26 protein-coding genes and 1 pseudogene are annotated in these 25,838 nt (G+C 62.7%); 21 read left to right on the top strand and 6 right to left on the bottom strand.

Annotated features, from left to right (window positions below; genetic code table 11):
• Positions 1-6: 6 nt before the first annotated feature.
• Positions 7-1,743, top strand: coding sequence for a phosphoenolpyruvate--protein phosphotransferase (ptsP, locus tag PAQ31011_RS08210; RefSeq protein WP_046290626.1), 1,737 nt, complete (start codon positions 7-9; stop codon positions 1,741-1,743).
• A gap of 143 nt (positions 1,744-1,886) precedes the next feature.
• On the opposite strand, the gene PAQ31011_RS08215 is transcribed toward ptsP, so the two are convergent.
• The 3 genes from PAQ31011_RS08215 to gpmA all read right to left on the bottom strand — a co-directional run bounded on the left by PAQ31011_RS08215 (position 1,887) and on the right by gpmA (position 5,431).
• A complete protein-coding gene (locus PAQ31011_RS08215) occupies positions 1,887-2,639 on the bottom strand; it encodes a HesA/MoeB/ThiF family protein (protein ID WP_150575343.1) in 753 nt (250 codons plus the stop codon).
• 70 nt (positions 2,640-2,709) lie between these two features.
• The gene (locus PAQ31011_RS08220) at positions 2,710-4,266 is read right to left on the bottom strand and encodes a S41 family peptidase (protein WP_150575344.1); all 1,557 of its coding nucleotides are present in this window, start codon (positions 4,264-4,266) and stop codon (positions 2,710-2,712) included.
• 418 nt (positions 4,267-4,684) lie between these two features.
• Complete coding sequence (gpmA, locus tag PAQ31011_RS08225) at positions 4,685-5,431, bottom strand: 2,3-diphosphoglycerate-dependent phosphoglycerate mutase (RefSeq protein WP_039395373.1); 747 nt, start codon at positions 5,429-5,431, stop codon at positions 4,685-4,687.
• Between the two features lie 232 nt (positions 5,432-5,663).
• On the opposite strand from gpmA, the gene PAQ31011_RS08230 reads away from it, so the two are divergent.
• The 5 genes from PAQ31011_RS08230 (at position 5,664) to PAQ31011_RS08250 (ending at position 8,684) form a co-directional block, all read left to right on the top strand.
• Positions 5,664-6,071 (top strand): rhodanese-like domain-containing protein, encoded by a 408-nt coding sequence (locus PAQ31011_RS08230; protein WP_150575345.1) that lies wholly within the window; start codon positions 5,664-5,666, stop codon positions 6,069-6,071.
• A gap of 16 nt (positions 6,072-6,087) precedes the next feature.
• Positions 6,088-6,348: a glutaredoxin 3 gene (grxC, locus tag PAQ31011_RS08235; RefSeq protein WP_039395378.1), complete on the top strand. Its 261-nt coding sequence runs from the start codon at positions 6,088-6,090 to the stop codon at positions 6,346-6,348.
• A gap of 65 nt (positions 6,349-6,413) precedes the next feature.
• Positions 6,414-6,920: a protein-export chaperone SecB gene (gene secB / locus PAQ31011_RS08240; protein WP_039395381.1), complete on the top strand. Its 507-nt coding sequence runs from the start codon at positions 6,414-6,416 to the stop codon at positions 6,918-6,920.
• Between the two features lie 63 nt (positions 6,921-6,983).
• Entirely contained in the window at positions 6,984-8,003 is a 1,020-nt protein-coding gene (locus PAQ31011_RS08245) for an NAD(P)H-dependent glycerol-3-phosphate dehydrogenase (protein ID WP_150575346.1), read from the top strand.
• 129 nt (positions 8,004-8,132) lie between these two features.
• The gene (locus PAQ31011_RS08250; protein ID WP_150575347.1) at positions 8,133-8,684 is read left to right on the top strand and encodes an O-acetyl-ADP-ribose deacetylase; all 552 of its coding nucleotides are present in this window, start codon (positions 8,133-8,135) and stop codon (positions 8,682-8,684) included.
• Here PAQ31011_RS08250 and trmL read toward each other — a convergent pair.
• A complete protein-coding gene (gene trmL, locus PAQ31011_RS08255; RefSeq protein WP_150575348.1) occupies positions 8,666-9,136 on the bottom strand; it encodes a tRNA (uridine(34)/cytosine(34)/5-carboxymethylaminomethyluridine(34)-2'-O)-methyltransferase TrmL in 471 nt (156 codons plus the stop codon). The two genes, PAQ31011_RS08250 and trmL, sit on opposite strands and share 19 nt — an antisense overlap.
• A gap of 11 nt (positions 9,137-9,147) precedes the next feature.
• Positions 9,148-9,624 (bottom strand): ComF family protein, encoded by a 477-nt coding sequence (locus tag PAQ31011_RS26330; protein WP_174990017.1) that lies wholly within the window; start codon positions 9,622-9,624, stop codon positions 9,148-9,150.
• A 499-nt stretch (positions 9,625-10,123) separates the two neighbouring features.
• On the opposite strand from PAQ31011_RS26330, the gene PAQ31011_RS08265 reads away from it, so the two are divergent.
• The 9 genes from PAQ31011_RS08265 to PAQ31011_RS08305 all read left to right on the top strand — a co-directional run bounded on the left by PAQ31011_RS08265 (position 10,124) and on the right by PAQ31011_RS08305 (position 19,995).
• A complete protein-coding gene (locus tag PAQ31011_RS08265; protein ID WP_150575350.1) occupies positions 10,124-11,044 on the top strand; it encodes a methyltransferase domain-containing protein in 921 nt (306 codons plus the stop codon).
• Positions 11,045-11,327: 283 nt separating this feature from the next.
• The gene (gene sbnA / locus PAQ31011_RS08270; protein ID WP_246179443.1) at positions 11,328-12,455 is read left to right on the top strand and encodes a 2,3-diaminopropionate biosynthesis protein SbnA; all 1,128 of its coding nucleotides are present in this window, start codon (positions 11,328-11,330) and stop codon (positions 12,453-12,455) included.
• The gene (sbnB, locus tag PAQ31011_RS08275) at positions 12,452-13,486 is read left to right on the top strand and encodes a 2,3-diaminopropionate biosynthesis protein SbnB (RefSeq protein ID WP_150575351.1); all 1,035 of its coding nucleotides are present in this window, start codon (positions 12,452-12,454) and stop codon (positions 13,484-13,486) included. The genes sbnA and sbnB overlap by 4 nt, the downstream gene beginning before the upstream one ends.
• Positions 13,483-14,964: an adenylosuccinate synthetase gene (locus PAQ31011_RS08280; RefSeq protein ID WP_150575352.1), complete on the top strand. Its 1,482-nt coding sequence runs from the start codon at positions 13,483-13,485 to the stop codon at positions 14,962-14,964. Before sbnB ends, PAQ31011_RS08280 begins: the two co-directional genes overlap by 4 nt.
• On the top strand, positions 14,954-15,916 hold the full coding sequence (locus PAQ31011_RS08285; RefSeq protein WP_150575353.1) for a diiron oxygenase: 963 nt from the start codon (positions 14,954-14,956) through the stop codon (positions 15,914-15,916). The genes PAQ31011_RS08280 and PAQ31011_RS08285 overlap by 11 nt, the downstream gene beginning before the upstream one ends.
• A 142-nt stretch (positions 15,917-16,058) precedes the next feature.
• Entirely contained in the window at positions 16,059-17,072 is a 1,014-nt protein-coding gene (locus tag PAQ31011_RS08290; RefSeq protein WP_174990020.1) for an ornithine carbamoyltransferase, read from the top strand.
• The gene (locus PAQ31011_RS08295) at positions 17,072-18,328 is read left to right on the top strand and encodes a threonine synthase (protein ID WP_150575355.1); all 1,257 of its coding nucleotides are present in this window, start codon (positions 17,072-17,074) and stop codon (positions 18,326-18,328) included. Before PAQ31011_RS08290 ends, PAQ31011_RS08295 begins: the two co-directional genes overlap by 1 nt.
• Positions 18,325-19,293 (top strand): FAD-dependent oxidoreductase, encoded by a 969-nt coding sequence (locus PAQ31011_RS08300; RefSeq protein ID WP_174990021.1) that lies wholly within the window; start codon positions 18,325-18,327, stop codon positions 19,291-19,293. Before PAQ31011_RS08295 ends, PAQ31011_RS08300 begins: the two co-directional genes overlap by 4 nt.
• Positions 19,294-19,350: 57 nt before the next feature.
• A complete protein-coding gene (locus PAQ31011_RS08305) occupies positions 19,351-19,995 on the top strand; it encodes a flavin reductase family protein (protein ID WP_150575357.1) in 645 nt (214 codons plus the stop codon).
• Here the strand turns inward: PAQ31011_RS08305 and PAQ31011_RS08310 are convergent.
• The gene (locus tag PAQ31011_RS08310) at positions 19,946-20,857 is read right to left on the bottom strand and encodes an autoinducer binding domain-containing protein (RefSeq protein WP_174990023.1); all 912 of its coding nucleotides are present in this window, start codon (positions 20,855-20,857) and stop codon (positions 19,946-19,948) included. The two genes, PAQ31011_RS08305 and PAQ31011_RS08310, sit on opposite strands and share 50 nt — an antisense overlap.
• Positions 20,858-21,505: 648 nt before the next feature.
• Here PAQ31011_RS08310 and PAQ31011_RS08315 point away from each other — a divergent pair.
• From PAQ31011_RS08315 to PAQ31011_RS08335, 6 genes and pseudogenes are all read left to right on the top strand, one after another.
• Complete coding sequence (locus PAQ31011_RS08315; RefSeq protein ID WP_150575359.1) at positions 21,506-21,985, top strand: DUF2244 domain-containing protein; 480 nt, start codon at positions 21,506-21,508, stop codon at positions 21,983-21,985.
• Between the two features lie 43 nt (positions 21,986-22,028).
• Positions 22,029-23,246, top strand: a pseudogene (gene coxB, locus PAQ31011_RS08320) (cytochrome c oxidase subunit II); the annotation flags it as partial.
• A 46-nt stretch (positions 23,247-23,292) separates the two neighbouring features.
• Complete coding sequence (gene ctaD / locus PAQ31011_RS08325) at positions 23,293-24,885, top strand: cytochrome c oxidase subunit I (protein ID WP_150575361.1); 1,593 nt, start codon at positions 23,293-23,295, stop codon at positions 24,883-24,885.
• Between the two features lie 2 nt (positions 24,886-24,887).
• Positions 24,888-25,007, top strand: coding sequence for a cytochrome oxidase small assembly protein (locus tag PAQ31011_RS26560; RefSeq protein ID WP_211279338.1), 120 nt, complete (start codon positions 24,888-24,890; stop codon positions 25,005-25,007).
• Positions 25,007-25,624: a cytochrome c oxidase assembly protein gene (locus tag PAQ31011_RS08330; protein ID WP_150575362.1), complete on the top strand. Its 618-nt coding sequence runs from the start codon at positions 25,007-25,009 to the stop codon at positions 25,622-25,624. Before PAQ31011_RS26560 ends, PAQ31011_RS08330 begins: the two co-directional genes overlap by 1 nt.
• Positions 25,617-25,838 carry a DUF2970 domain-containing protein gene (locus PAQ31011_RS08335; protein WP_150575363.1) on the top strand — a complete coding sequence of 74 codons (222 nt, stop codon included), beginning with the start codon at positions 25,617-25,619 and terminating at the stop codon, positions 25,836-25,838. Before PAQ31011_RS08330 ends, PAQ31011_RS08335 begins: the two co-directional genes overlap by 8 nt.

Consider the following 25,838-nt stretch of genomic DNA (forward strand, 5'->3'; position numbering starts at 1 on the left):
ACTTCCTTGTCTTTCACCCTGCACGGCATTCCCGTTTCCCGCGGCATCGCGATCGGACGCGCTTATTTGCTCGCGCCCGCCACGCTCGATGTCCCGCACTACCTGCTCGATCCCAGCCAGATCGACGACGAAGTCGCGCGCTTCCAAAGCGCTCAGGCGACTGTCCAGCAGGAACTCGACACCCTCAAGGAAGAACTGCCCGATGACGCGCCCGGCGAGATGGGTGCGTTTCTCGATGTTCACTCCCTGATTCTGAACGATACGTTGCTGGTCGACGCTGTCGTCAAGCTCATTCGCGAGCGTCGCTACAACGCGGAGTGGGCGCTGACGACGCAACTCGAAGTGCTCGTTGCGCGTTTCGAGGACATCGAAGACGAGTATCTGCGCGAGCGTCGCGCCGACATCGAACAAGTCACGGAGCGTGTGCTCAAGGCACTGGCCGGCGCGCCCGGCATTCGCCACGTCGTGGCCGAGACGCCACGCGACGACATGATCGTCGTGGCTCGCGATATCGCCCCGGCGGACATGCTGCAATTCAAGTCGCAGACGTTCAAGGGCTTCGTCACGGACCTCGGCGGCAAGACGTCGCACACGGCCATCGTGGCCCGCAGTCTCGGCATTCCGGCTGCGGTCGGCGTGGCGCAGGCGAGCCTGCTCGTCAAACAGGACGACGTCATCATCATCGACGGCGATCACGGCATCGTCATCGTCGACCCGGCACCGATCGTGCTCGAAGAGTACAGCTACCGGCAAAGCGAGCGTGCGCTGGAAGAGCGTCGCTTGCAGCGCTTGAAGCACTCCCCGGCACAAACCATCGACGGCACGCCCATCGAGCTGTTCGCCAACATCGAATTGCCGGAAGACGCCAAGACGGCCGTCGATGCGGGCGCGGTCGGCGTGGGATTGTTCCGCACCGAGTTCCTCTTCATGAACGAGGAGGAAGCGCCGGAGGAAGAGGCGCAATTCGAGGCGTACAAGCGCGCAGTGGAGACGATGCACGGTCTGCCGCTCACGATCCGGACCATCGACGTGGGGGCCGACAAGCCGCTGGATAGCCACGAGACGTACGAAACCGCGCCGAACCCGGCGTTGGGGCTGCGCGCGATTCGCTGGAGTCTGTCGGAGCCGCGCATGTTCCTTACGCAGTTGCGCGCGATTCTGCGGGCGTCGGCGTTCGGTAAGGTGCAGATCCTGTTTCCGATGCTGGCCCACGCGCAGGAAATCGATCAGACGCTCGAACTCGTGCGCGAAGCGAAAGCACAGCTTGACGCCGCTGGCCTGCTCTATGACCCGAACGTGAAGCTCGGCGCGATGATCGAGGTGCCGGCCGCCGCCCTCACCGTGCCCATGTTCCTGAAGCGGCTCGACTTCCTGTCCATCGGCACGAACGACCTGATTCAGTACACGCTGGCCATCGATCGTGCCGACAACGCTGTCGCGCATCTTTACGATCCGCTGCACCCGGCGGTGCTGCGTCTCATCGCCATGACGATTCGCGAGGCCCACGCGTTCGGCGTGCCGGTCGCCGTCTGCGGCGAAATGGCGGGAGATCCGACGGCGACGCGTCTGCTGCTCGGTATGGGGTTGCGCGAGTTTTCCATGCACCCGAGCCAGTTGCTTCAGGTCAAGCAGGAGATCCTGCGCGCGCATCTGCCGGATCTGGAGCGGCCGGTGCAGGAACTGCTCGCCGCGACCGAGCCCGAGGAAATGCAGGCTGCGCTGGCGAGACTTGCCGTGGCCTGATTCGACCGACGTGCGTTGCACGACGCAAAAGCGGACGCTCCCGTGAGGAAGCGTCCGCTTTTTCTTTTGCGCTGATCGATAGGGTGGTGCGCGGCCAAAATTTAGGATGCCGCCGGTAGCGCCCTCAGCCATTCCCCAAGCAATCAGTGTCGCTGTCCGCAGACTTTACATTCCGGGTTGCGGGCGCAGTGCATGGTGTGCCAACTCATCTTGCGGCCATCGAGCATCTGAAGACGGCCCACGAGCGGCGTGCCGATGCCGGTGATCAGCTTGATCGCCTCGGCGGCCTGCATGCTGCCGATGATGCCGACGAGCGGTGCGAGCACACCCATCGTGGCGCAAGCCTGTTCGGGGAACGGCTCGTCTGCCGGAAAGATGCATTCATAGCAGGGCGACGCGTCGTTGCGCACGTCGAACACGCTGATCTGTCCGTCGAAGCGCAGTGCTGCGCCCGAGACCAACGGCACGCCAGCGGCGACGCAGGCGCGGTTGACCGCGTGACGCGTCGCGAAGTTGTCCGAGCCGTCGAGCACGACGGTGGCACCGCGTGCGAGTGTCGTCAGGCGGGCTTCGTCCACGCGTTCGTTGATGACGTCGACGACCACGCCTGGGTTGATGCGCGCGATGCGCTCGCGACCGGATTCGACCTTCGGCTGTCCGACGCTCTGCGTATCGTGAAGAATCTGACGTTGAAGATTGGTGAGGTCGACGGTGTCGTCGTCGATCAGTGTGATGCGTCCGACGCCCGACGCCGCCAGATAGAGCGCTGCGGGCGAGCCGAGGCCACCGGCACCGACGATGACCGCGTGCGCGGCTAGCAGGCGCTCCTGACCCTCGATACCGAGTTCGTCGAGCAGGATATGGCGGGAGTAACGCAGCAGCTGATCGTCGTTCATCGCAAAACGGAAAGGGATAAAAAAACCGTGCCGGCTTTCGCGGGCACGGTTTGTAGTGTAAAGCCGTTGCTTATTTCTTGTCCGCAGGCTTGGCCGGCACGACGGTGTCCGTCTTCGGATCCGTCTTGGCACCGGCCGCCGGTGCTGCGGCCTTCGAGGCGTCCTTCGGCAGCGGGCCGGCGTTGGCTTCGAGGCGCGATTTCGTGCGCTGGACCGGCTCACCCTTGATCTGGTGGATGGCCTGCTGGAGCATGAAGTCGTCGGCGCTGCCCAGATCCGGCAGACGTTCTTCGCGTTCCTTCTTGCGCTCTTCCGGCGTCTTCTTCGCGTTCTCTTCTTCGAGGCGGCGCAGTTCTTCCAGACGGCGGGCTTCGCGTGCGTCGATTTCCTTCTGCTCGTCAGGCGTTTGCGTGTTGTGCAGGTGGTTCTGGTAATCGATTTCACGCGTGACCAGCACGTCGTCCGGATCACCCTTCGGATTCTGGTCGACCGGCACGTCCGGCTTGATACCGATGGACTGGATCGAGCGGCCGCTCGGCGTGTAGTAGTACGCCGTGGTCAGACGCAGTGCCGTGTCCGGACCCATCTGGCGCACGGTCTGAACCGAGCCCTTGCCGAACGTCGTCTTGCCCATGATGATGGCGCGCTTCGAGTCCTGCAGTGCGCCGGCCACGATTTCCGAGGCGGAAGCCGAGTATGCGTTCACCAGTACGACCATCGGCACCGTCTTCCAGATCGGGGCTTCGCCCTTGAGCGGATCTTCCGGGCTGGCCGACAGACGGTAGTTGTCGAAGGTCGCCTTGTACGTCTGCTTGGCGTCTTCGATCTGACCGTTGGTGGACACGACCACAGCGCCTTCCTTCAGGAACGCAGCGGACACGCCGACAGCCGACTGGAGAATGCCGCCGCCGTTGTTACGCAGGTCGAGGATCAGGCCCTTGAGCGGCTGGTCCTTGGCCAGTTCCTGGAGCTTCTTGGCCAGATCCGGCACGGTGCGTTCCTGGAAGCTGGTGATGCGCACGTAACCGATACCCGGTTCGAGCAGCTTGCCCTTGATGCTCTGGACACGAATCTCGGCACGCACGATCGAGACCGGGAACGTGCGCTCTTCCGACTTGCGGAAGATCGTCAGCGTGACCTTGCTGCCCGGCGCGCCGCGCATGCGCTTGACCGCCTGATCGAGCGTCATGCCACGTACGGGCTTGTCGTCGATGCGGGTGATCAGGTCGCCCGGCTTCAGGCCGGCCTTGAACGCAGGGCTGTCTTCGATCGGGGAGATGACCTTCACGAGGCCGTCTTCCTGCGAGATCTCGATGCCGAGACCGGCGAAGCGGCCACGGGTCTGTTCCTGGAGTTCTTTGTATTCTTCCTTGTCGAGATACGACGAATGCGGATCGAGGCTCGACACCATCCCCTTGATGGCAGCGGTCAGCAACTTCTTGTCGTCGACCGGCTGGACATATTCACGCTTGATCTGGCCGAACACTTCGGCCAGCAGACGAAGCTGTTCGAGCGGCAACGGCGTGGTAGCGCTTTGGGCGGATGCCTGCGAGAACGCGAGGGTGGCAGCCGCACCGGTCGCGAGGCCCAGCACGATCAGGCCGATGTGTTTGAGGGTTTGGCGCATATAGGCGTGGAATTCCCGGAATTTTGGGGCGCACGCCAATGGGCGCGCGCACTTTGGCGAAGTATAACCGTTTGCCCGCAGGCGGGACATTGCCCATTCGACAGGGACTTTTCCTGAGTGGTTCGACGAAAAGTTCCGTTCCAGGCGATGTAGCACGGCGAATTTCGTCGAACGTCGCCCGATAGCGCGTCGCTTTCGCCGGTGGGACGTGCTCGCGCCGTCGTTCGCCAGCCCGCGTGCAGACGCAAGGGCGGTGCGGAATTCGTGTTACCGCGTATTACTGGAGTCGACAAGCGCGTGGGGAAAATGCCTAGCGAGGCGGGAACGAGATGACCGGAAGATGGCGGGAATGCCAGGGAGGGGGGCTGCGACGCTTGCCCGAAAGCGTGCGTCGCAGCCGTCAGCCATTAGCTGAGACTTACTTCGACTTGCCTTGCGCGGCGACAGCAGCCAGTGCGCCGGCGATCTTGTCCTGATCGCCCAGATAGTAGTGACGGATCGGCTTGAGGTCGGCGTCCAGTTCATACACGAGCGGCGTGCCGTTCGGGATGTTCAGGCCGGCGATGTCGTCGTCCGAAATATTGTCGAGGTGCTTGATGAGGGCGCGCAGCGAGTTGCCATGCGCGGCCACCAGCACTTGCTTGCCGGCACGCACGGCCGGGGCGATCGACTCGTTCCACAGCGGCAGTACGCGCGCCACGGTGTCTTTCAGGCACTCGGTGAGCGGAATCTCTTCGCGCTTGAGCTTGGCGTAACGCGGATCGTTGTACGAGCTGCGTTCGTCATCCGCAGCCAGCGGCGGCGGCGGCGTGTCGTAGCTGCGACGCCACACGTGGACCTGATCGTCACCATACTTCGCGGCGGTCTCCGCCTTGTTCAGGCCGGCGAGCGCACCGTAGTGACGCTCGTTCAGACGCCAGCTGTGGACCACCGGAATCCACATCTGGTCCATGGCGTCCTGCACGTGCCAGAGCGTGCGGATAGCGCGCTTGAGCACCGAGGTGTAAGCGAGATCGAATTTGAAGCCGGCTTCGGCGAGCAGATTACCGGCCTGGCTGGCCTCGGCGACACCCTTTTCGGTCAGGTCGACGTCGACCCATCCCGTGAAGCGGTTTTCTTTGTTCCACGTCGATTCGCCGTGGCGGATGAGAACGAGCTTGTACATAAGCAAACTTCAGTCAGAGTAGGAAAGCGGGGGCAGCCGGCGGAGCTGGGGCGGTTCGTTGCATCGGGCGGAGCCACGCCCGGTAAGGGTTTGGCGTCACTTCGCGGTGACGTTCGGGGCTTCGCAAAGGGAGCCGCCGACGCCCGGCGCAACGATTGGCAACGAGACCCGTCGGCGCAATCACGGAATATTTTATAATGATCGGATTCTTTTGATATTTTTCAGGTGGTTTGTGAAGTTCTTTGCCGATTACACCAACCTCGCGCTGATCGCGATTGCCCTCGTTTCGGGCGGCATGCTGGCCTGGCCGGTATTCAAGCGCGGCGGTCGCGGTCTGTCGACCGTGGAAGCAACGCAGCTCATCAACCGTAAGGGCGCCGTGGTGCTCGATGTGCGCACGGCTGAGGAATTTGCCGCTGGCCACCTGCCGTCTGCACGCAACGTGCCGCTCGACGACGTGGAGCAAAAGGTCGCGGGCGTCATCAAGAACAAGGCTGCCCCGGTTCTGATCGTGTGCAAGAGCGGCCAACGCTCGGCGCGCGCTCAGACGCTCCTTCGCAATCTTGGTTATGCTGAGGCGTTCAGCCTCCAGGGCGGCGTTGCTGCCTGGCAGGAAGCCGGTTTGCCGGTGGTCAAGTAATCAAGGAGTTGCAGTCATGCCGAAGATCGTGATGTACAGCACGCAAGTGTGCCCGTATTGCCAGATGGCGGAGCGCTTGCTGCGTCAGCGCGGTGTTCAGGAGATCGAGAAGATCCTGATCGACAAGGAGCCGGCCCGCCGCGAAGAAATGATGTCGCGCACGGGGCGTCGCACCGTACCGCAAATTTACATCGACGAGCGTCATATTGGCGGTTACGACGATCTGTCGGCACTCGATCGTGCCGGTGGTCTCGTTCCGCTCTTGCAAGCTGCCTGATACCGCCTGCAAAATAGTCGCCCAGCCGCGTGATTGCGCGGCTGTCTCAATTCCAAGGAAACGAAATGTCCGACCAGAATCAGCCGTTTTTCAGCATCCAGCGCGCCTACCTGAAAGATCTGTCGCTCGAGCAGCCGAATTCGCCCGCGATCTTCCTCGAGCAGGAGATGCCGACCGTTGAAGTGCAGTTGGACGTCGCTGCCGAGCGCCTGGCCGAGGAAATCTTCGAAGTCGCCGTGATCGCCACGGTGACGGCCAAGATCAAGGACAAGGTGGCGTTCCTGGTCGAAGGTAAGCAAGCCGGGATTTTCGAAATCCGCAACGTGCCGGTCGAGCAACTCGATCCGCTCATCGGTATCGCCTGCCCGACGATCGTCTACCCGTACCTGCGCGCCAACGTGGCCGATACCATCAGCCGCGCCGGCTTCCAGCCGATCCATCTGGCAGAAGTGAACTTCCAGGCGCTCTACGAGCAACGTCTGGCACAACTGGCCGAGCAACAAGCGGCCAACGGCGAGACGCCGGCCCCGGGCATCGTGATGCCTGACGGCTCGTCCGCCCAGACCCACTAAGCGCTTGCGCTGCTTCGACGCCGTGGCCGGTACGCTGACCGGCCGCTGCGTCGAGATCTCCACATGAAAATTGCCGTATTCGGTGCTGGTGCCTGGGGCACCGCGATGGCGAGTCACATGGCAGCGCGCCATGACGTCGTTCTGTGGGCGCGCGACACCGCGCTCGTGAAGCAACTGACCGCCACGCACGAGAATTCCGCCTACCTTCCCGGTTCCCCCTTATCTCCCCGTCTGCGTTTCGAAAGCGATTTCGAGACGGCGATGGCGCATGGTGCTGGCGATCACGCTTTGTGCGTTGCCGCCGTCCCCGTCGCCGGGTTGCGCGCACTGGCCGGCCATATGGCCAAGGCCACCGAAGCGCCGAAAAACCTCGTCTGGTTATGCAAGGGTTTTGAAGCGGACACGGGTCTGCTGCCGCATCAGATTGTGACGGACGTTTTTCCCGCCGTCGCCGGCGGTTCGCTCTCCGGGCCGAGTTTCGCGCGTGAAGTCGCCAAGGGCTTGCCCGCTGCGCTGACGATTGCGAGCGCGGTCCCGTCCCTTTGCGAATTGACGATCGCTGCGTGCCACTTCGGCGCGTTGCGCATTTATTCGAGTGACGATCTCGTGGGTGTCGAAGTCGGCGGGGCCGTGAAAAACGTACTCGCGATTGCGACTGGCGTGAGCGATGGCCTAGGTCTGGGACTCAATGCCCGCGCGGCGCTGATTACACGCGGTCTGGCTGAAATGACCCGGCTGGGCGTTGCGCTGGGCGGCAAGCCCGAGACGTTCATGGGGCTGACCGGCATGGGCGATCTGATCCTGACCGCGACCGGCGATCTGTCACGCAACCGCACTGTTGGTTTGCAGCTCGCATCGGGCAAGTCGCTCGATGAGGTGCTGGCGTCGCTGGGTCATGTCGCCGAAGGCGTACGATGTGCGCGTGCGGTACGCGATCTGGCGCGCGCGCATGGCGTCGAGACGCCGATTACGGACGCGGTCTGCGCAACGCTGTTCGACGGGCTCCCGGCGCGTGCTGCGGTGGAAGCGTTGCTGCGTCGCGACGCCCGCGCGGAGCGTGAAGACGGTGCCTCGCAGGACTGAGCGTGTCCGACACAGCCCATGAAGTTTTACCGGACTCTCCAGTCGTTCGTCTGACGGCTAACGGCGGATAGCCCGTTCCTCCGCCGACGACCTTCTGCCGTCGACACTCGCTACAAGGGAGAGATGCCCATGTCGCAAGTTGCGCTTCCTCATCGACACCTGCGTCACCTGCACGCTTCGCAGGGCGACATCACGCAATCCACGCTCGATGCCATCGTCAATGCCGCGAACGAATCGCTGCTCGGCGGTGGTGGCGTCGACGGTGCGATTCACCGCGCCGCAGGCCCAGCGCTTCTGGACGCCTGCCGCAAGCTCCACGGTTGCCCGACTGGACAGGCGAAGCTCACGCCGGGTTTTCGTCTCCAGGCAAAGTTCGTCATCCATACGGTTGGCCCGGTCTGGCACGGCGGCGCAAGCGACGAACCCGCACAACTCGCGAGTTGCTACCGCGAAAGTTTGCGTCTGGCGGCCGAACAGGGGTGCCGGAGCGTGGCGTTCCCGGCGATCAGCTGCGGCGTGTACGGCTACCCGCCGGAGCTTGCCGTGCCGCTCGCCGTCTTCACTGTGAGCGATGCGTTACCCCATTTCCCCCGCATCGAACACGTTGAGTTCGTATGCTTCGACACGGCAATGCTCGCCCTGTACCAGCGCGAACTCGCGAATCAGGACCCGCCAGCGTAATCCTGCTGACGCCACGCCTCGAAAACGACGACGGCGACGGTATTCGAGAGATTGAGACTCCGGTTGCCGGGGCGCATCGGCAGACGCACACGTTGCGTCATGGCGAACGTGTCGAGCAGGTCGGGGTCCAGTCCCCGCGTTTCTGAGCCGAAGACGAACCAGTCGCCTGGTGCGAACGACAACTCGCCGAAGGGACGCGACCCGCGTGTGGTTAGCGCGAACATGCGCGTCGGATCGGGGGCTTCGGCGGCGAGAAATGCTGCCCAATCCTTATGCACTTTCATCTCGGCGTACTCGTGATAGTCGAGCCCGGCGCGTCGCATGCGCGCGTCGTCGAGCGGAAATCCGAGCGGTTCGATCAGGTGCAACCGCGCACCCGTATTGGCGCACAGACGGATGACGTTGCCGGTGTTCGGCGGAATTTCGGGCGAGACGAGAACGACGTTGAACATGAGTTTGGGGACTAATTGATTGAGTGAGCCGAGGGCGGCGTGCGCAGCACGACGGCCGCGAGGACGTGGACGGCGCCGGCACGCTTGAGTGCGGCGGCCGCAGCGTCGCAGGTGGCGCCGGTGGTCATCACGTCGTCGATCAGTACGACGTGACGGCCCTCGATGCGCTCGCTAGCGGTAAAAACGTCACGCAGATTGCGCTGGCGTGCGTCACGCGACAAGCGACGTTGCGCCAGTGTCGTTCGCTCCCGGTGAAGCATCCCGACGCTGGCTGGCAGATGTGCCCGTCGCGCCGCAACGCGCGCCAACTCCCAGGCCTGATTGAAGCCTCGTGAGGCCAACCGTGAGGGTGCCAGGGGCACGGGCACAACGAGCGGTATCGCCTCCCGATCGTGGCTTGCCGGGCCGACGTCTCGCAAGGCATCGCCGAGGCGTTCGCCGAATTCCCGTGCGAGCGGCAGGGCACCGCGGTATTTCAGACGAATCATCAACGTATCGAGCGGCGGAACGTAGTCTGCGAGCGTCAGCGTGGCGTCGAATGCAGGGCGGTTTCGCAGGCATTGTCCGCAGAGTGCGGGTGTTGGGGTGCGACAAATTGTCGCACTATTTGCCGTGGGTGCAACCGTTCCGTCCAATGCCAGAACCGGTGGACGCAAAGCGACAGCACATCGTGCGCAGCGTGGTCCGGCATTGGGCTGGCTCGCGTCGAACGCCACCGCGCAAGCATCGCAGATCTGCCTCGGCGCGCGTCGTCGACAAATCGCGCAATGGTCGGGCAGCGCAATGCGTAGCAATCCGCTCGCGAGCCGCGTCGGCGTCAGGAGGAGCGAAGAGAGGATGGGCACGGCGAATATCCGGGATGAAAAGCAGAGGGCGATGGATCGGTACTGACGGCGCAACACGGGCGAGGCACGGGCGTGGCGCGGGCGTGGCCGATGCGTTCCGGCAGCAGCGAGTATACTGCCGACTCGTCTTTTCGCCTGTCCCATGAAGCCTTCCGACGCTCCCCAAAACCCGTCCTCTGCGTTCTCCGCACGCTTTTTGCGCACTGCGTTCGACCGTCGCGCGCCGAACTGGCAGGACGCCGATTTCCTGATGCGGGAGGTGGCGTCGCGACTTGCGAGCCGGCTCGATTACATCAAGCTCAAACCCAAACGCGTCCTGGACGCAGGCTGCGGCACGGGCGGCGATCTGCAAAGCTTCGGCGAACGATATCCCGATGCGTACCGCGTCGGTCTCGATGCTTCGTTCGGCATGGCGAAGGCGGCTGCGTCGGCGGGTGCGACCACCGGCTGGCGACGTCTGCTGCGTAGCGGCCCTCCCTACGGGGTCGTGCAGGCCGATTTCGCCGCGCTGCCGTTTGCGTCGCGTGCCTTCGATCTCGTTTGGTCGAACCTTGCGCTCCATTGGTACCGGGAACCGCATCGCGTGATCCCCGAGTGGCATCGTGTGCTGACGACGGATGGATTGCTGATGTTCTCGGCCTACGGCCCCGACACGTTGCGAGAGTTGCGCGCCGCGTGGGCGGAAGTCGACGGCCTTCCCCACGCGTTGGAACCGACGGACATGCACGATCTGGGCGACATGATGGTGGCGAGCGGATTCGATACGCCCGTGACCGACATGGAGCGCCTGACGCTGACGTTCGAATCGCCTGAGACGTTGCTGCGCGACGTTCGTCTGCTTGGCGTGAACCCGCTGCCTGAGCGTCGCCAGGGATTGACGGGGCGGGCGCGACTCGCGGCATTGCGAGCGGCGCTGGAGCGTCAGCGCGGCCCTGACGGCACGATCGCGCTCACGTTCGAACTCGTCTACGGTCACGCCTGGAAGATTCCCGAGAAGACAGACGCCGCAGGCAATGCTGTGGTGCGTCTTCAGGATATCGGTCGCGGCGGCCGTCCGCGTTAAGCGCTTTTTCCTTCCCTTCGCCAGCACGGCATCGGTGGTGTTCCGCCGATGCCGAAGCATCTCCCACTCCCCTTGCACCACGCAGCGCGATAGGTCGCGTGACAGGTCGCGTGATGTGCCGCCGCAGCCTGCGTCCTACACGACTTTGCAGGTGTTCCGCGCTCGTCCGGTTCGCTTAAATGACGCTTCACGGCGGAATTGAGCGCAGGACACAGAAGGCATCTCTCCCTGCGCCTCTTCACGCACAAGCGTTGCTTGCGGGCGAATACTCGGGAGGTGGGCGGTGGGCGATCAACACGAAACGTTGTCGGTACGACAAGACGTCGAACGTGCGCAATGCGACCGGTCGCGTCATGCGGGCGCGACTGGCCGCACGGTGCTTCGTATCGACGGCGAGTTCCTGCGCCCGACCGTCCCCGTCTTCACGGCCATCGACGGCCTGTGCGCGGCCACCGTTCACCTGAAGCTGGAGGGGCTGAACGCCGCAGGTTCGATCAAGCTCAAGACTGCGCTGCAACTGATCGACGACCTTGAATCCACCCATCGGATTCGGCCGGGTGCGCAGATCGTCGAATCGTCGTCGGGCAATCTCGGTGTGGCGCTGGCGATGGTTTGTGCGAATCGCGGCTACCGATTCACATGCGTGACAGACCCCAATACATCGCGGCAGGCCATCCGGGCGATGCAGGCGGTCGGTGCCCGTGTCGTACGCGTCGACCGTCGCGACGCACAGGGCGGCTATCTCGCAACACGCATCGCGTGGATTCGGGAGCAGGTTGCGCGCGACCCGAAGTGCATCTGGGTCAATCAGTATGCGAATCCGGCCAACTGGCGCGCGCACTTCCGGTGGACGGCGCCGGAAATCTTCTCGGCCTATCCGGACGTCGATCACCTTTTCATCGGTGCAGGGACGACCGGCACGTTGTTGGGCTGCCTTCACTATGTCCGTACCCATCGGTTGCGAACGCGCGTGGTCGCCGTCGACGCGGTGGGTTCTGTCACGTTCGGTGGACCGCCGGGGCCGCGCTTTATCCCGGGGCTCGGCACGAGTTGCAGGCCACCGCTCAGCGAGCTTTCGGACTCGGAACCGCCGGACGTCGTCGTCCATGTCCGTGAATCCGACACCTTGCGCATGTGCCACACGCTGGCCCGACGAGGGTTGCTGGCTGGTGGATCGACGGGCAGCGTGCTCCATGCCGTTCAGGCTTCAGCAGTAGACATTGCGGCAAGCGATACCGTCGTCGCTATCGCGCCCGACATGGGCGACAAGTATCTCGACACGCTGTACGACGGTGACTGGGCCTCGGCGTGCTTCGGAGATTCGCCATGTGTAACCAATGAATTCGATGAATCCGATGCGTCCGGCATTTCTGACGCTTCCATCGAAACCGTTGCACCGTCGCTGTCATGAACGCACTCCCCATTCCCCAATTTCGCGTGTTCACGGGCGAGCAGATCGACACTGTCGTTCGCCACGGAAGGCGTGCCATTCTCGAGATCGTCGAAGCAGCGTATCGCGCGCATCACCGGGGCCAGACAGTGAATCCGGAGAGCCAGTTTCTCCGGTTTCCCGACGCGCAGCGCAATCGCATCATCGCGCTGCCAGCGCATATTCGTGGAAGCGGCGAAGACTGCGAGGGTGTGACCGGCATCAAATGGATTTCGAGTTTCCCGGAGAACATCGAGCGCGGCGTGCCGAGGGCGTCTGCGGTGCTGATCCTCAACGATGCAGCGACGGGATACCCGATGGCCTGCATGGAAGCGAGCATCATCAGCGCGGCCCGCACGGCAGCGAGTGCCATCAGCGCACTGCGATGCCTCGCGCGTGACGACGCATCTCGTCCTCGACGTGTAGCGTTTATCGGCGCGGGGGTGATTGCACGCCATGTCGCAGAGTGTTTGGCACTGGCGGAGCTGAGCATCGACGAGGTCATGGTGCATGACCTGAGCATCGGATACGCCGAGTCGCTTGCGAGTCGAATCGAAACACACATCGGGTTGAAGGCTCGCGCCGAAGCGTCGCTGGAAATCGCGATTCGCGATTCGGACATCATCGTTTTCACGACCACGGCGGTGTCTCCGCATATTGAAGACCCCGAATGGTTTGCACACTGTCCGATCGTGTTGCATCTGTCGTTGCGGGATCTCGCGCCTTCGATTGTGATGGCGTCGCACAACGTGGTCGACGATATCGACCATTGCTTGCGCGCCTCGACGTCGCTTCATCTCACCGAAATCGCGACGGGCCATCGACGCTTCGTCACGACATCACTGCCGCACTTGCTGAGCGGCGGCGAGCCGCCGATGCGCAATCGGCCCATCGTGTTTTCTCCTTTCGGACTTGGCATTCTCGACATCGCCGTCGGACGCTGGGTCTACGAGTGTCTGGCTGCCGAGCAGGCACCCGTCCCCCGCTTTTTCTTTGATTTGCAACGCGCATGACCACAGCTTCCACCGCTTCATTTTGCCCCTCATCATCATCGGATCAACATACTTCGCCCGTGCCTGCGGGGTTCGCGGACGTCCTCGTCGGGCTGCAATATGGCGATGAAGGAAAGGCGAAAATCATCGACGCCCTCGCTCCCGGGTATGACGTGATCGCCCGATTCAACGGCGGGGCCAACGCGGGTCACACCATCGACACCCCGCAAGGGCGCATCGCGCTAAAGCAATTGCCGTCCGGTGTATTTCACCCTCACACAACGCTGTATATCGGCTCGGGATGTGCCATCAATCCATGGAAGTTGGCGGACGAGATTAGTCAATTGCGCGAGATGGGCATCACCCTTGAAGGACGACTTCACATCAGTGCGCGAGCGGCATTGGTGCAGCCGCATCACATTGCGATGGATCGTCGCAATGGCGACACGATTGGCACGACCGGTAACGGTATCGGCCCGTGTTACGCAGACCGCGCTTTGCGGGTTCGCAACGATATGCGCGTGAATCTGATGCTGGGCGATCTGATCGCGAACGAATCCGAGGCCGTGGTTTCGATGCGAAACGTCTTCTCGCGCATGGTCAACGCGGAGGGCGGTACCTCGCCGTGGATGGCCGAAATGTCCGATCTGCTAAGGGACTTGCCGCAGGTAGCAGCATCCTTGCGCCCGTACCTCCAGGTGGATCGTGGATGGCTCACGAATCGTGTCAAGGCGGGCGCTAGCGTGTTGTTCGAAGGCGCGCAGTCGGTGTTGCTCGACGTCGTCGAGGGAAGTCAGCCCTATGTCACGTCGAGCCACACGGTACCAGCCTTCGCGTATGTGGGCGGCGATCTTTCGCCGAAGTACCACCGACGGACGATCGGTGTCGCAAAAGCCATCATGTCGCGCGTGGGACGTGGGCCATTTCCTTCGGAGCTTGGCGGCGAGCGCTCCGCACAGTATTGCCACGACGCGTCCCGGTTGCGCATCGGAAAAGCCGAGGAGCAGTCACGTTTTTCCGTCGATACGTTGCTTCGCTCCAGCGATCCGTTCGACGTCGGTACGGCGCTTCGCATGCTTACAGCCGAGTACGGAACGGGCACCGGGCGGCCCCGCCGTATCGGCATGCTCGATCTCGCCCAGTTGAGAGACGTCATCAGAACGCACGCAGTGGACTGCGTGTATCTCAACAAGGTGGACTGTCTCTCGCACTACGCAAAGTCGACTTATCAGGGCGTGCCGATGCGGGTACATCGCGATGTCCTGACAGCGGATGCCATGCCGGATGTTCTGGTCTACCCCGGCCTCACCGAGCAGTCGCTCGACCAGGGACGGGAAGGGATGCTGGATGCCGCTATGCACGGCTTTGTCGACTTCATCGAACGTCACATCGGGGCTCCCTTGGCCGGGCTGGGGCTCGGGCCTGAACGAGCCAGTCTGGTGTCGTTGGCCCCGCATCCCGTAGCACCCGTCGCGTCATCGATGCCTCATGACGGATAAGCAGTCCCGCATCGGCACGGACGGTGTTTCCGGCGGACACAGTGCACCCGCATTTGAGCGGAAACCTTGGCGAGAGGTTGCGGCAGTTACCCGCTGTGCTACGGAGTTGCCGTTCCCGCCGCTGCTGCCCGGACATCTGTTCTTCAATGTGTCGCTCATGCCGTATGCGACGCATCCGTTAGTCTGCGCGCAAGGTCAGGCGGTGCGGCAGCGGTTGAGTGCACTGCGTCTCGGAGACTATCTGAACAAAACGGAACGGGTCGAGTTGTTCATCGTCAACCGGGCCATTGAGCAGATGCTCGACAGGGCGGAAATCATGGCCGTGAGTCGCGACGACTTGCTGGCGATCTACACGGACGAGGGCTTCCACACCTGGATGATGGAGCGCTTCCGATTACAGATGTTGCGTGTGACGGGGCACGTCATGGAGAAGCGAACCTCTCAGAGCGTTGCGCGGGTGCTGGCTCTGTGCGAATCGGCTTCTCCGGCGTATGCGGGCGTCGCAAGCATTGCCGCGGCGACGGTGACGGAGACGTTGATTACGGGAACATTGCGTCAGGCGGGCGCGGGCGACGAGATTTACCCGCCGGTGCACACGCTGCTCTCTGAGCATGGTGCCGATGAGATGCGGCATCAGGCAGCGTTCGTTCACTTCGCGAGCGAGTGGGTGCCTGAGCTTTCGGTCGATGAGCGCGAATGCCTCGATCAACTGTTGCCGGACCTGATGATGGCATTTCTTGCACCCGAGATCGCAACGTGGCGGGAGCATCTCGTTGCCATTGGGCTCGGCGAGCCTGAGGCCGATCGGGTGCTGCTGGAGAGCATCGATCCGTTGGCGGTGGGCGTGCAGATGATGGAGGCGGCGCGGGTGCCACGTCGTCTTTTCGAACGCCTGGGACTGTCATGCGCAGAACGGTTTGCGCAACAGGCGAGCCGGTGGCGGCCACCTTGATTGTGTCGCGCGATGGGACTTAAGCGCGAAGTCTTCGCAACGCGCGAGACGGATGAGGAAGTTTGAGCAAGATCGAACAAGGTTGAGGAACGGCGATCAGGAGGGACATGTGACGTGTCATTGGCTTGCGCCCGATTTGACGATGAGTGCCCCGGACTACCGGGCGTTACTGAGTGCGGCGTTGTCGTTCAAGCGCCGATATCCCCTGCATACCGAGGGGGCGCTTCGTGACAGAACGATCTACTTTCTCTTCTACAACGCGTCGCTGCGCACACGCAGCAGTTTCCAGACCGGGCTGGCGAGGTTGGGAGGGAACGCCATCGTCCTCGATCCGCACGCAGGGATTTACACGCCCGCGCTCCCCGATGCGGAGATCCCCTACACGACAGAACGTGTGGCCGACGTCGCGCGGGTGCTGTCGTCCTACGGCGACGCGATAGCGATTCGCATGTACGGCGCGCCCGCAGGCTGGGTGTACGGCGCGGCACACCGGCATCTTGAAGCGTTCGCCGAGTGGAGTCAGGTGCCGGTCATCAACATGGAGTGCGACCGGTTTCATCCGTGTCAGGCGCTCGCAGATGTGATGACGCTACGCGAACAACTGGGCGGACTCACCGGGCGGAAGCTGTGCATCAGTTGGGCTTACTCGGGAAGCTGGCACAAACCCGTCGCGGTGCCGCAAAGTCTGCTGCTCGCCGCCGTCAAGACCGGGATGGATGTGACGCTCGCTTATCCGCCGCCGTTTGCGCTTGATTCTCACGTCATGGCGGCCGCCGCGCAGTTTGCTGGGCAGACGGGCGCGAGGATTCGCGTGACGCACGACTTGCGCGACGGCGTGACAGGCGCGCACGCCGTCTACGCCAAGTCGTGGTGCAGCCTGAACCATTTGCCGCAGCACTCAGGCGAAGCCGTCGACGAAGCCGGCATGCATGCAGTATTCGAACGACATCGCGATTGGTGCGTAGACGCGGACATCATGCGTCTGGCCGCGCCGAATGCCGGCTATCTCCATTGCTTGCCGGTGGACCGGGGGCAGGAAGTGTCGGATGACGTCGTGGAAAGCCCGGCATCGTGGGTGTTCCGGCAAGCGGAGAACCGGCTGCATGCGCAAAACGCCGTGATGGCGCATCTGCTGAATCCGGGGAGTCTGACGTGATGCCATCGTTCTCTTATCGCTATGCCTGCGTGCGTTGCGCGACCCCGCAGACATGGGGGGCGATTCGCTATCGATGCCACGTGTGTGGTCAGAACCTGCGCATCCAGCGCAAGGCGAATGCAAACGCGCCGTCGGCGACGGATATCGTGACGGCGTTCCAGGAGAGTGAGACGGAGGGTATGTGGCGATACGTTGCCCTGTTACCCGTCGAAGCGCATTGGGGCAGCCGGCTGCGCGTCGGCGGAACCCCCCTGATCGATTGCGGGGACGATGGTGGCGTCCGGCTTCGGATCAAGGACGAAGCGCGTAATCCCAGTGGTTCGCTGAAGGACCGGGCTACCGAGCTGGTATTGGCCATCGCAAAAAGCGTGGGGTGCAAGGGCGCAGTGACGGCGTCGACCGGCAACGCAGGCGCGTCGCTCGCGTGCATTGCTGCCTCGCAGGCCATGGCCGCAACAGTCGTGGTGCCCGCGAGTACTCCCTTGGCGAAGCTGGCGCAGATTCGGGCGTACGGCGCGAACGTCTGCGAGATCGGGGGGACCTACGACGACGCCTTCGAGATTGCCGAACGAATGGCCGACGACACGCTCGTGTGCTGTCGGAACACCGGTGTGAACCCGTTCACGCGGGAGGGCAAGAAGACGTGTGCCTACGAGATTGCCGAAGCCATGGCGTGGCGTGTTCCCGACTGGGTCATCGTGCCGACGGGCGACGGCAACATTCTGTCGGGCATTGCGGCGGGATTTCTCGACCTGTTTGCGCTGGGCATCACATCGGGGATTCCGCGTCTGATGGCCGCACAGGCCGACAGTTCTGACAGCATCGCCCGCGACTGGACGGCGCACGACGAGACGATGGCGTTACCGGTGTCGCCCACGGCCGTTGCGCCGAATACCGTGGCCGACAGTCTCTCGGTCAGTCGACCGCGAGATCACTTTGCTGCGCTGCATGCCCTTCGAGCCACGCGCGGCACTTGTGTGGTGGTGAACGACGAGTGCATTGCCGCCGCGTCGCGCACGCTCGCACAACACTTCGGTCTTTGGTATGAACCGTCGACGGCCGCAGGTTACGCCGCACTGCAAATGGGTGTCGCCAGCGGGTGTATCCCGTCGGGGGCGGACGTGGTGCTACTTGGCACCGGTAGCGGACTGAAGTCGCCGCAATCCTTCAATGGCGTGGCCGAGCCGCTCGCGGTACTGCCGGATTGTCGTGCGCCCGGCGACGATGGCCGTTTGCATCGCGGGACATGCCCATGAGTGCGCTGTCAGGCATGGACGTCATCGTCGTAGGCGCGGGTGTGAGTGGGCTGACGACAGCAGTGGCGATGTCGCTGGCGGGTTGTCGCGTCACCATTCTCGCGGCCGAGGGGCCGTCGCAAACGACGTCGGCGTTAGCGGCGGCGATCTGGCATCCGTTCTATCAGGCCCCCGATCTCGTCTATCTGGCGCGCGCGCGGCACACGTATGCCACGATGCATCGCTTGTCATCGGATGCTTCGTCCGGGGTGAGGATGAGGCCGTTGACCGAATATTTTCGACGCGACGCCGGCGTGCCCTGGTGGGCAGAATGCACCGGCGGTCTGTGCCGGGTGCCGCCGGAGCGTGTGCCGTCGCGCTTCGCCTGCGCCTACCGCATGGACGTGCCGGTCGCCGCCACATCGACCTACCTGTGCTATCTGATGAACATGTTCCTTGAACTGGGCGGGCGGTTCGTGCCGCGTCGTGTCGAGGGTCTGGCGTCATTGCTCGACGAGGTCGAGGTGGTGGTGAATTGCTGTGGCTTCGGCAGTCGCCAGTTCGGCGACGACGCCTTGTCGCTGTCGCGCGCGGTTGTGTTGCGAGCCACGCGTGACGACGCCGTACAAGGGTGTTTCATCGATGACTCTGATCCTTTCGCACCGACGTACATCGTCGAGCGCGACGACGACATCGTCCTCGGCGGCACGGCAGAGCCCGACCTGACATCCACGGTCATCGGTCAACGACAGATCGATGACATCGTGCATCGGTGCACACGACTCTGCGAGGGCGTTGCGGCCCTGCGTGTCATCGATGCGCGCGTCGGATTTCGTCCGGTGCGTCATTCGCCGCGTGTTGTCCGGGACGAGCGGTACAGGCGCTTGCTGCACAACTATGGGCACGGAGGGGGTGGTTTCACCTTGTCTTGGGGATGTGCGAACGACATCGTGCGACTCGCGGGCGGGGTGGCGAGCGACGGATGAGCGTTCTCGCACCGTATGCATCACGCATCACCAAACGCAACTGCGTAAGGAGACCCGATGGAACTGAACCCGGCGACGCTGGACGAGACGCGCATCTACAACTTCATGATGAGCACGATACTCCCGCGTCCGATTGCGTGGGTGAGTACGGTCGATGCGCTGGGGCGCTCGAACCTCGCGCCGTACGCGTACTTCATGGGCGTGTGTTGTGTGCCGATGACGGTGCTGTTCTGTCCTGTAGTGCCGCCGCAGCCAAGGCGAAAGAAAGACACACTGCACAACATCGAGGCGGTGCCGGAGTTCGTCGTGAACGTGGCGAGCACGTCGTGCATCGATGCCGTGAATCTCTCGGCGGCACCGTTGCCCCCCGGGGAGTCGGAATTCGATCTCACGGGCATGACGCCGGTGCCGTCGTCGCGGGTGCGGCCCCCGCGCGTTCGTGAGGCGTCCGTCGCCTTCGAGTGTGAGGTGCGCGACATCATCGAGATCAGTGCGGCACCCGGCGGTGGATGGGTCGTGCTCGGCACAGTGCTTGCCGCACACGTAGACGACGCGCTGCTCGATCCCGTGACGTGTCATGTCGACTTGCATGCCCTCAGTCCGGTGGGGCGTCTTGGCGGCGGCGCGTTCGTGAATGCCGCCACCGATACGTTCACGTTGACACGCTACAAGACGCTTGCCGATCTTGCGTCGCGAAAGTGATCTCTTTGATTTCCTGATGCGGCGGCCCCGCGACATCGTCGAGCAGTCCGTAGTCGCTGGCCATCTTCGCGGCACGATGGCGGCTCGATACTTCGAACTTGCGCATGGCGCTGCGCAGATGGAAGACGACGCCATGTTCAGAGAGTGTGAGGATGCGGCCGATTTCCCACGATGTCTTGCCGCATGCCACCCATCGCAAGCACTCGCGCTCGCGGGGTGTCAGTGCAGGCGCACAGCGCTGCGCCGCATCGCGCTGAACGATGCGCCACACCGCTTCATGCACGTGGGCCGCGAGCACGACAGCGGCGTGCGACGCCCACACATGTGTGTCGGGTCCGTCGGCATCGTGCGTTGGCCGCGCGTTATAGCGTGCAGCCAACGTATGAGGTCGACTCTGATGCGGCGTCGATGGCCGCAGGCAATGCGCGGGGCGTCTTGATGAAGACAGACTCAATGTTCCCGATGCCCCCGATGGTGTGAAGACCGGATACGTGATGCCGAAGCGCAACCCGGCAGCGCGCTGTTCATCGAGCAACTGTCGTGCTTCGGGCGACGCATACAGTCCAGCCGTCCATTCCACGGGCGTGAGTTGCCGGGCGGCGAGCGAGAGGACCGGGTCGACGTTGTCGTAGCGTTGTGCGTCGTAACGTTGCTGCCACACGCGGGGCAGGTTGCCGAGGCGCGGCGTTGCGAAACGGCCGTCGGGTAATGCGAAGTGACCGCGGTAACTGAAGTAGCGCTGGCCGAGCGCGCTGCAAAGCGAAGGGAGCAGCGCTTGCAGGACGTCGAAGTCGGAAGCGTTCTGCAGGGCGCTGAGACCGTCTGCAAACGAGTGGGGAGAGAGATGACGCGTGGCGCGCATGACAAAGCGATGTAGGGAACATGTTTCGCTTGTAGCATGGGTCTGATGGCAGTGCGCAGCGGGCTTCGCTGCATCGTGCGTGGTCCGTGCGTCGCCGCGTGGCAGCGGCGACGGAATGCCAAAGCGATAACGGATCGCAGCTTTGCGGCAAAGCCCCTTGATGAGGCTATGTCGCCACAACATCGACGCATCAGAGGTGGGCGCGACATAACGTCGCACGCGAAATCCGGCACAGCGTCTACTGTTGATGGATATCGGACGAATCCCGCATCGCAACGAAGCCGTCGATGTGAAGACGAGGCGGTGCGAGCCGATGATGTGCCGATGATGTGTCGTTCGAATGTGTCGGTTGGCAGGGTATTCAGGACACCGCAACGAGTCGTCGCGTGTTGCATTGTGTCAATCGTGCGACGCATAGGGAGTATCCCGTAGTCGCTCGGCCGTTGGGATTTCCGGCTAGGGGATTAACCGGATTTCCCTTTTGCATCAATGAGTTCAGGAGGATGCTATGGCGCGCCAAATACTCGGTATCAATGTTGTCGCTTCGAGAATGCGCGTTCTATAATGCGGCAGTTTGTCGCGGCCCGGACGCAACTAGTTCCCGGCCGTCGGACATGAAAGACCCAAAATGCCCCACGGGTGACGGCGATGCTCGCAGCCTCTTCTTCCGAGACCGGAAACGGTTCGGCGATGAAGGAATGGACGCATAAGCGCAACTGCGCGATATCGCCGCGCCAGTTTGTCCTGTTCTACCTGTCGTTGGCCGCCGTCTCACTGGGTGTTGCCTTGATTGCGGCGTGGCGCGGTGGGTGGTTGGTCTTGCCGTTCACAGGCCTGGACTTGCTCGTGGTGGGCGTTGCGTTCGTCATTCATGCCCGGCATGCCACAGATTACGAGGTCATTCGGTTGTCGCCCGTGAGCCTTGTGGTCGAGCAACGTTCAGCACAGAGGTTGACGCAGTTCGAGTTCAATCCCCGCTGGGTACGCATCGACATCGAGAAGCCGCCGCGAACGCGCATCGTCTTGCGCTCGGGTAGCCGCTCGGTCACTGTCGGTGCCTATCTTGCGCCGCATCGCCGCGAAACGTTTGCGCGCGAGCTGCGCCGTTGTCTTGCCCAACAGGCCTGAGAGAGATGGAGACGATCTCGGGCGACCGCCAGGGAGGATTTGGATGGTAATTTTGGGTAAGGAAGCTATGAAAAAAACGAAACACGCCTTGGCGGCTTTCCTTGCGAGCGCCTCACTGCTCGCCGGCGCTCCGGCCATCGCGGCGGACGTCGCAGACATGCCGGGGGGGCCGGCCGTCAACGAACTCAACTTCCAGCCGCCGGTCACGAAACTCGCGCAAGAGCTTCACAGCCTGCACACCATGATGCTGATCATCTGTCTGGTGATCTTCATCGCTGTGTTCGGCGTGATGTTCTACTCGATCATCAAGCACCGCAAATCCAAAGGCCATCAGCCCGCGAATTTCCATGAAAGCACCACGGTCGAGGTGATCTGGACGGTCGTGCCGTTCATCATCGTGATTCTGATGGCGCTGCCCGCCACGAAGACCGTCGTTGCCATGAAGGACACCACCAACGCCGACATCACCATCAAGGTGACCGGTTATCAGTGGAAGTGGGGCTACGACTACCTGAAGGGCGAAGGCGAGGGCATCAAGTTCCTCTCGACGCTCACGACGCCGCGCAGCCAGATCGACGGCACGGCGCCGAAGAGCAACACGTACCTGCAGGAAGTCGACAACCCGATGGTCGTGCCGGTCAACAAGAAGGTGCGCCTGATCACCACGGCCAACGACGTCATTCACTCGTTCTACGTGCCTGCCTTCGGTATCAAGCAGGACGCCATTCCGGGCTTCGTGCGCGACACCTGGTTCAAGGCAGAGAAGGTCGGTGAGTACCGTGGCTTCTGTACCGAGCTGTGCGGTAAGGAACACGCGTTCATGCCGGTCGTGGTTAAGGTTGTCTCGGAAGACGATTACAACAAGTGGGTCGACACGCAGAAGAAGCAGATGGCCGCTTCGGCAGACGACCCGAACAAGACCTACACCGTGCAGGAACTGATGGAGCGCGGTCAGAAGGTCTACGCCTCGAATTGCGCGGTGTGCCACCAGCCGAACGGCAAGGGCGGCGGTGCGTTCCCGGCGCTCGATGGCGGCAAGATCGTGACGGGCCCGGTGGCCGATCACATCAGCATCGTGCTGCATGGCAAGAATGCGATGCCGAACTGGTCGCATCTGAACGATGTGGAGCTTGCGGCCGTCATCACGTTCGAGCGCAACTCGTGGAGCAACAAGACCGGCGACGTGATTCAGCCGGCACAGGTGCGCGAAGCACGCGGCAACAAGTCGGCGAATGCCGCCGGTGCCGCGGCCGACGCAGCGAAGAACAGTTAAGTCGTTCGACCAGTTCGAAGCAAGGAGATTGGGTATGAGTTCCATCGCTCACGATCACGTGGCGGGTCACGACGATCACGCGCACGACCATCCGCACGGGTGGCGTCGCTGGCTGTTCGCGACGAATCACAAGGACATCGGTACGTTGTACATGATCTTTTCGTTCGTCATGCTGCTCTCGGGCGGCGTGATGGCGTTGATGATCCGTGCGGAATTGTTCGAGCCGGGCCTGCAGTTCATTCGTCCGGAGTTCTTCAACCAGCTCACCACCATGCACGGGCTGGTGATGATTTTCGGCGCGATCATGCCGGCGTTCGTGGGATTCGCGAACTGGATGATCCCGCTGCAGATCGGTGCGTCGGACATGGCGTTCGCCCGCATGAACAACTTCAGCTTCTGGCTGCTGCCGGTGGGCGGTCTGCTGCTGATTTCGTCGTTCCTCGTGCCGGGTGGTGCGACCGCAGCAGGCTGGACGATGTATGCGCCGCTGTCGGTGCAGATGGGGCCGGGCCAGGATCTGGCGATCTTCGGGGCGCACATTCTGGGCGCGTCGTCGATCATGGGTGCCATCAACATCATCGTCACGATTCTGAACATGCGCGCACCGGGCATGACGCTCATGAAGATGCCGATGTTCGTGTGGACGTGGCTCATCACCGCCTACCTGCTGATCGCCGTGATGCCGGTGCTCGCAGGTGCGATCACGATGCTGCTCACGGACCGTCACTTCGGTACGTCGTTCTTCAACGCAGCGGGCGGCGGCGACCCGGTCATGTATCAGCACATCTTCTGGTTCTTCGGACACCCGGAGGTGTACATCATGATTCTGCCGGCGTTCGGGATCGTGTCGCAGGTGATTCCGGCGTTCTCGCGCAAGCCGCTGTTCGGCTATAGCTCGATGGTGTACGCCACGGCGTCGATCGCGATTCTGTCGTTCATGGTGTGGGCGCACCACATGTTCGTGACGGGCATGCCGGTCACCGGCCAGTTGTTCTTCATGTACGCGACGATGCTGATCTCCGTGCCCACGGGCGTGAAGGTCTTCAACTGGGTCGCCACGATGTGGAAGGGCTCGCTCACGTTCGAGACGCCGATGCTCTTCTCCGTCGGCTTCCTCTTCGTGTTCACGATGGGCGGTTTCACGGGCCTGATTCTCTCGCTCGCGCCGCTCGACATTCAGATGCACGGCACTTACTACGTGGTGGCGCACTTCCACTACGTGTTAGTGGCCGGCTCGCTCTTCGCGCTATTCGCCGGGTTCTATTACTGGGTGCCGAAGTGGACGGGCCATATGTACAACGAGTGGCGCGGCAAGTTCCACTTCTGGGGTTCGCTCATCACGTTCAACGTGACGTTCTTCCCGATGCACTTCCTGGGTCTGGCCGGCATGCCGCGTCGCTATGCCGATTACCCGGCACAGTTCACGGACTTCAACCAGATCGCGACCATCGGCGCGTTCGGTTTCGGCCTGATGCAGGTGTACTTCCTGTTCTGGGTCGCGATTCCGACGTGGCGTGGCGGCCCGGCTGCCGAAGCCAAGCCGTGGGACGGTGCAGAAGGGTTGGAGTGGACCGTGCCGAGCCCGGCGCCGTTCCACACGTTCGAGACGCCGCCGAAGGTGCATTGAACATGGCACTCAGTCCTGAACAGCGGGCGAGAAACCTGCGCACCGGGCTGATTCTCGGCTCGGTGGTGCTGGTGTTCTTCATCGGCGTGATGATCAAGACCAAATTGTTAGGCGGTATCTGATGGCTGGCATGCGACGCCTCAACGTGCGCACCTTCAGCAAGCTTTTGCTGCTGGTCGCGGTGATGTTCGGATTCGGGTACGCGATGGTGCCGTTCTACCGCGCGTTCTGCGATCTCGTGGGCATCAACCAGTTGGGCGATCGCACGACCGAGATCAGCGCACGCAATTCGCAGGTCGACGAGAGCCGCACGATCACCGTCGAATTCGACGCCAATGCGCAGGGACCGCTGCGCTTCAAACCGGCGAAGAGCAGTCTGACGGTGCATCCGGGCGAGATTGCGACCATCGAATACGAAGTGGCGAATCAGCAACCGCATGAAGTCCGCGCGCAGGCGATTCCGAGCTACGCGCCGGCACAGGCGGCGAGCTACTTCAAGAAGATCGAGTGTTTCTGCTTCACGCAGCAAACGCTCAGGGCCGGAGAGGCCAAAGAGTTTCCGGTGGTGTTCGTGGTCGACACGAAGCTGCCCAAAGATGTGAATACGATCACGCTGTCCTATACTTTTTTCGATCTCGGCAAGAACGACGCCAATCAACGTGCGGACGCCCCGACGGGTGCCCAGGCTGGCGAAGTCACCGGAGCAGCGATAGGGGGAGGCAAGGGCGGGAATGGATGACCTGAAGGAGGCGACCCGGCGCAAGCTGTCTTTCTTCCAGACCATCGGTGCGGTGTTCTGGTCGTTTTTCGGTGTGCGCAAGGGGCGTGATCACGACCGCGATATGGCACAGCTCAACCCTGTGCATCTGATCGTGGCGGGGTTGATCGGGGGCATCCTGTTCGTCGTGGCGCTGGTGTTGCTGGCGAAGCTCGCCATCCGGCTCGCGACGTGA

The sequence above is a fragment of the Pandoraea aquatica genome, assembly GCF_902459565.1.
GTDB classification, from domain to species: Bacteria; Pseudomonadota; Gammaproteobacteria; order Burkholderiales; family Burkholderiaceae; genus Pandoraea; species Pandoraea aquatica.

Excerpts from the sequence above, each read along its gene's own strand:
- PAQ31011_RS08215 (WP_150575343.1), bottom strand. The coding sequence starts at position 2,639 with ATGAACGACGATCAGCTGCTGCGTTACTCCCGCCATATCCTGCTCGAC.
- PAQ31011_RS08220 (WP_150575344.1), bottom strand. The coding sequence starts at position 4,266 with ATGCGCCAAACCCTCAAACACATCGGCCTGATCGTGCTGGGCCTCGCG.
- gpmA (WP_039395373.1), bottom strand. The coding sequence starts at position 5,431 with ATGTACAAGCTCGTTCTCATCCGCCACGGCGAATCGACGTGGAACAAA.
- grxC (WP_039395378.1), top strand. The coding sequence starts at position 6,088 with ATGCCGAAGATCGTGATGTACAGCACGCAAGTGTGCCCGTATTGCCAG.
- secB (WP_039395381.1), top strand. The coding sequence starts at position 6,414 with ATGTCCGACCAGAATCAGCCGTTTTTCAGCATCCAGCGCGCCTACCTG.
- PAQ31011_RS08245 (WP_150575346.1), top strand. The coding sequence starts at position 6,984 with ATGAAAATTGCCGTATTCGGTGCTGGTGCCTGGGGCACCGCGATGGCG.
- PAQ31011_RS08250 (WP_150575347.1), top strand. The coding sequence starts at position 8,133 with ATGTCGCAAGTTGCGCTTCCTCATCGACACCTGCGTCACCTGCACGCT.
- trmL (WP_150575348.1), bottom strand. The coding sequence starts at position 9,136 with ATGTTCAACGTCGTTCTCGTCTCGCCCGAAATTCCGCCGAACACCGGC.
- PAQ31011_RS26330 (WP_174990017.1), bottom strand. The coding sequence starts at position 9,624 with ATGATTCGTCTGAAATACCGCGGTGCCCTGCCGCTCGCACGGGAATTC.
- PAQ31011_RS08265 (WP_150575350.1), top strand. The coding sequence starts at position 10,124 with ATGAAGCCTTCCGACGCTCCCCAAAACCCGTCCTCTGCGTTCTCCGCA.
- sbnB (WP_150575351.1), top strand. The coding sequence starts at position 12,452 with ATGAACGCACTCCCCATTCCCCAATTTCGCGTGTTCACGGGCGAGCAG.
- PAQ31011_RS08280 (WP_150575352.1), top strand. The coding sequence starts at position 13,483 with ATGACCACAGCTTCCACCGCTTCATTTTGCCCCTCATCATCATCGGAT.
- PAQ31011_RS08285 (WP_150575353.1), top strand. The coding sequence starts at position 14,954 with ATGACGGATAAGCAGTCCCGCATCGGCACGGACGGTGTTTCCGGCGGA.
- PAQ31011_RS08290 (WP_174990020.1), top strand. The coding sequence starts at position 16,059 with ATGAGTGCCCCGGACTACCGGGCGTTACTGAGTGCGGCGTTGTCGTTC.
- PAQ31011_RS08295 (WP_150575355.1), top strand. The coding sequence starts at position 17,072 with ATGCCATCGTTCTCTTATCGCTATGCCTGCGTGCGTTGCGCGACCCCG.
- PAQ31011_RS08300 (WP_174990021.1), top strand. The coding sequence starts at position 18,325 with ATGAGTGCGCTGTCAGGCATGGACGTCATCGTCGTAGGCGCGGGTGTG.
- PAQ31011_RS08305 (WP_150575357.1), top strand. The coding sequence starts at position 19,351 with ATGGAACTGAACCCGGCGACGCTGGACGAGACGCGCATCTACAACTTC.
- PAQ31011_RS08310 (WP_174990023.1), bottom strand. The coding sequence starts at position 20,857 with ATGCGCGCCACGCGTCATCTCTCTCCCCACTCGTTTGCAGACGGTCTC.
- PAQ31011_RS08315 (WP_150575359.1), top strand. The coding sequence starts at position 21,506 with ATGCTCGCAGCCTCTTCTTCCGAGACCGGAAACGGTTCGGCGATGAAG.
- ctaD (WP_150575361.1), top strand. The coding sequence starts at position 23,293 with ATGAGTTCCATCGCTCACGATCACGTGGCGGGTCACGACGATCACGCG.
- PAQ31011_RS26560 (WP_211279338.1), top strand. The coding sequence starts at position 24,888 with ATGGCACTCAGTCCTGAACAGCGGGCGAGAAACCTGCGCACCGGGCTG.
- PAQ31011_RS08330 (WP_150575362.1), top strand. The coding sequence starts at position 25,007 with ATGGCTGGCATGCGACGCCTCAACGTGCGCACCTTCAGCAAGCTTTTG.
- PAQ31011_RS08335 (WP_150575363.1), top strand. The coding sequence starts at position 25,617 with ATGGATGACCTGAAGGAGGCGACCCGGCGCAAGCTGTCTTTCTTCCAG.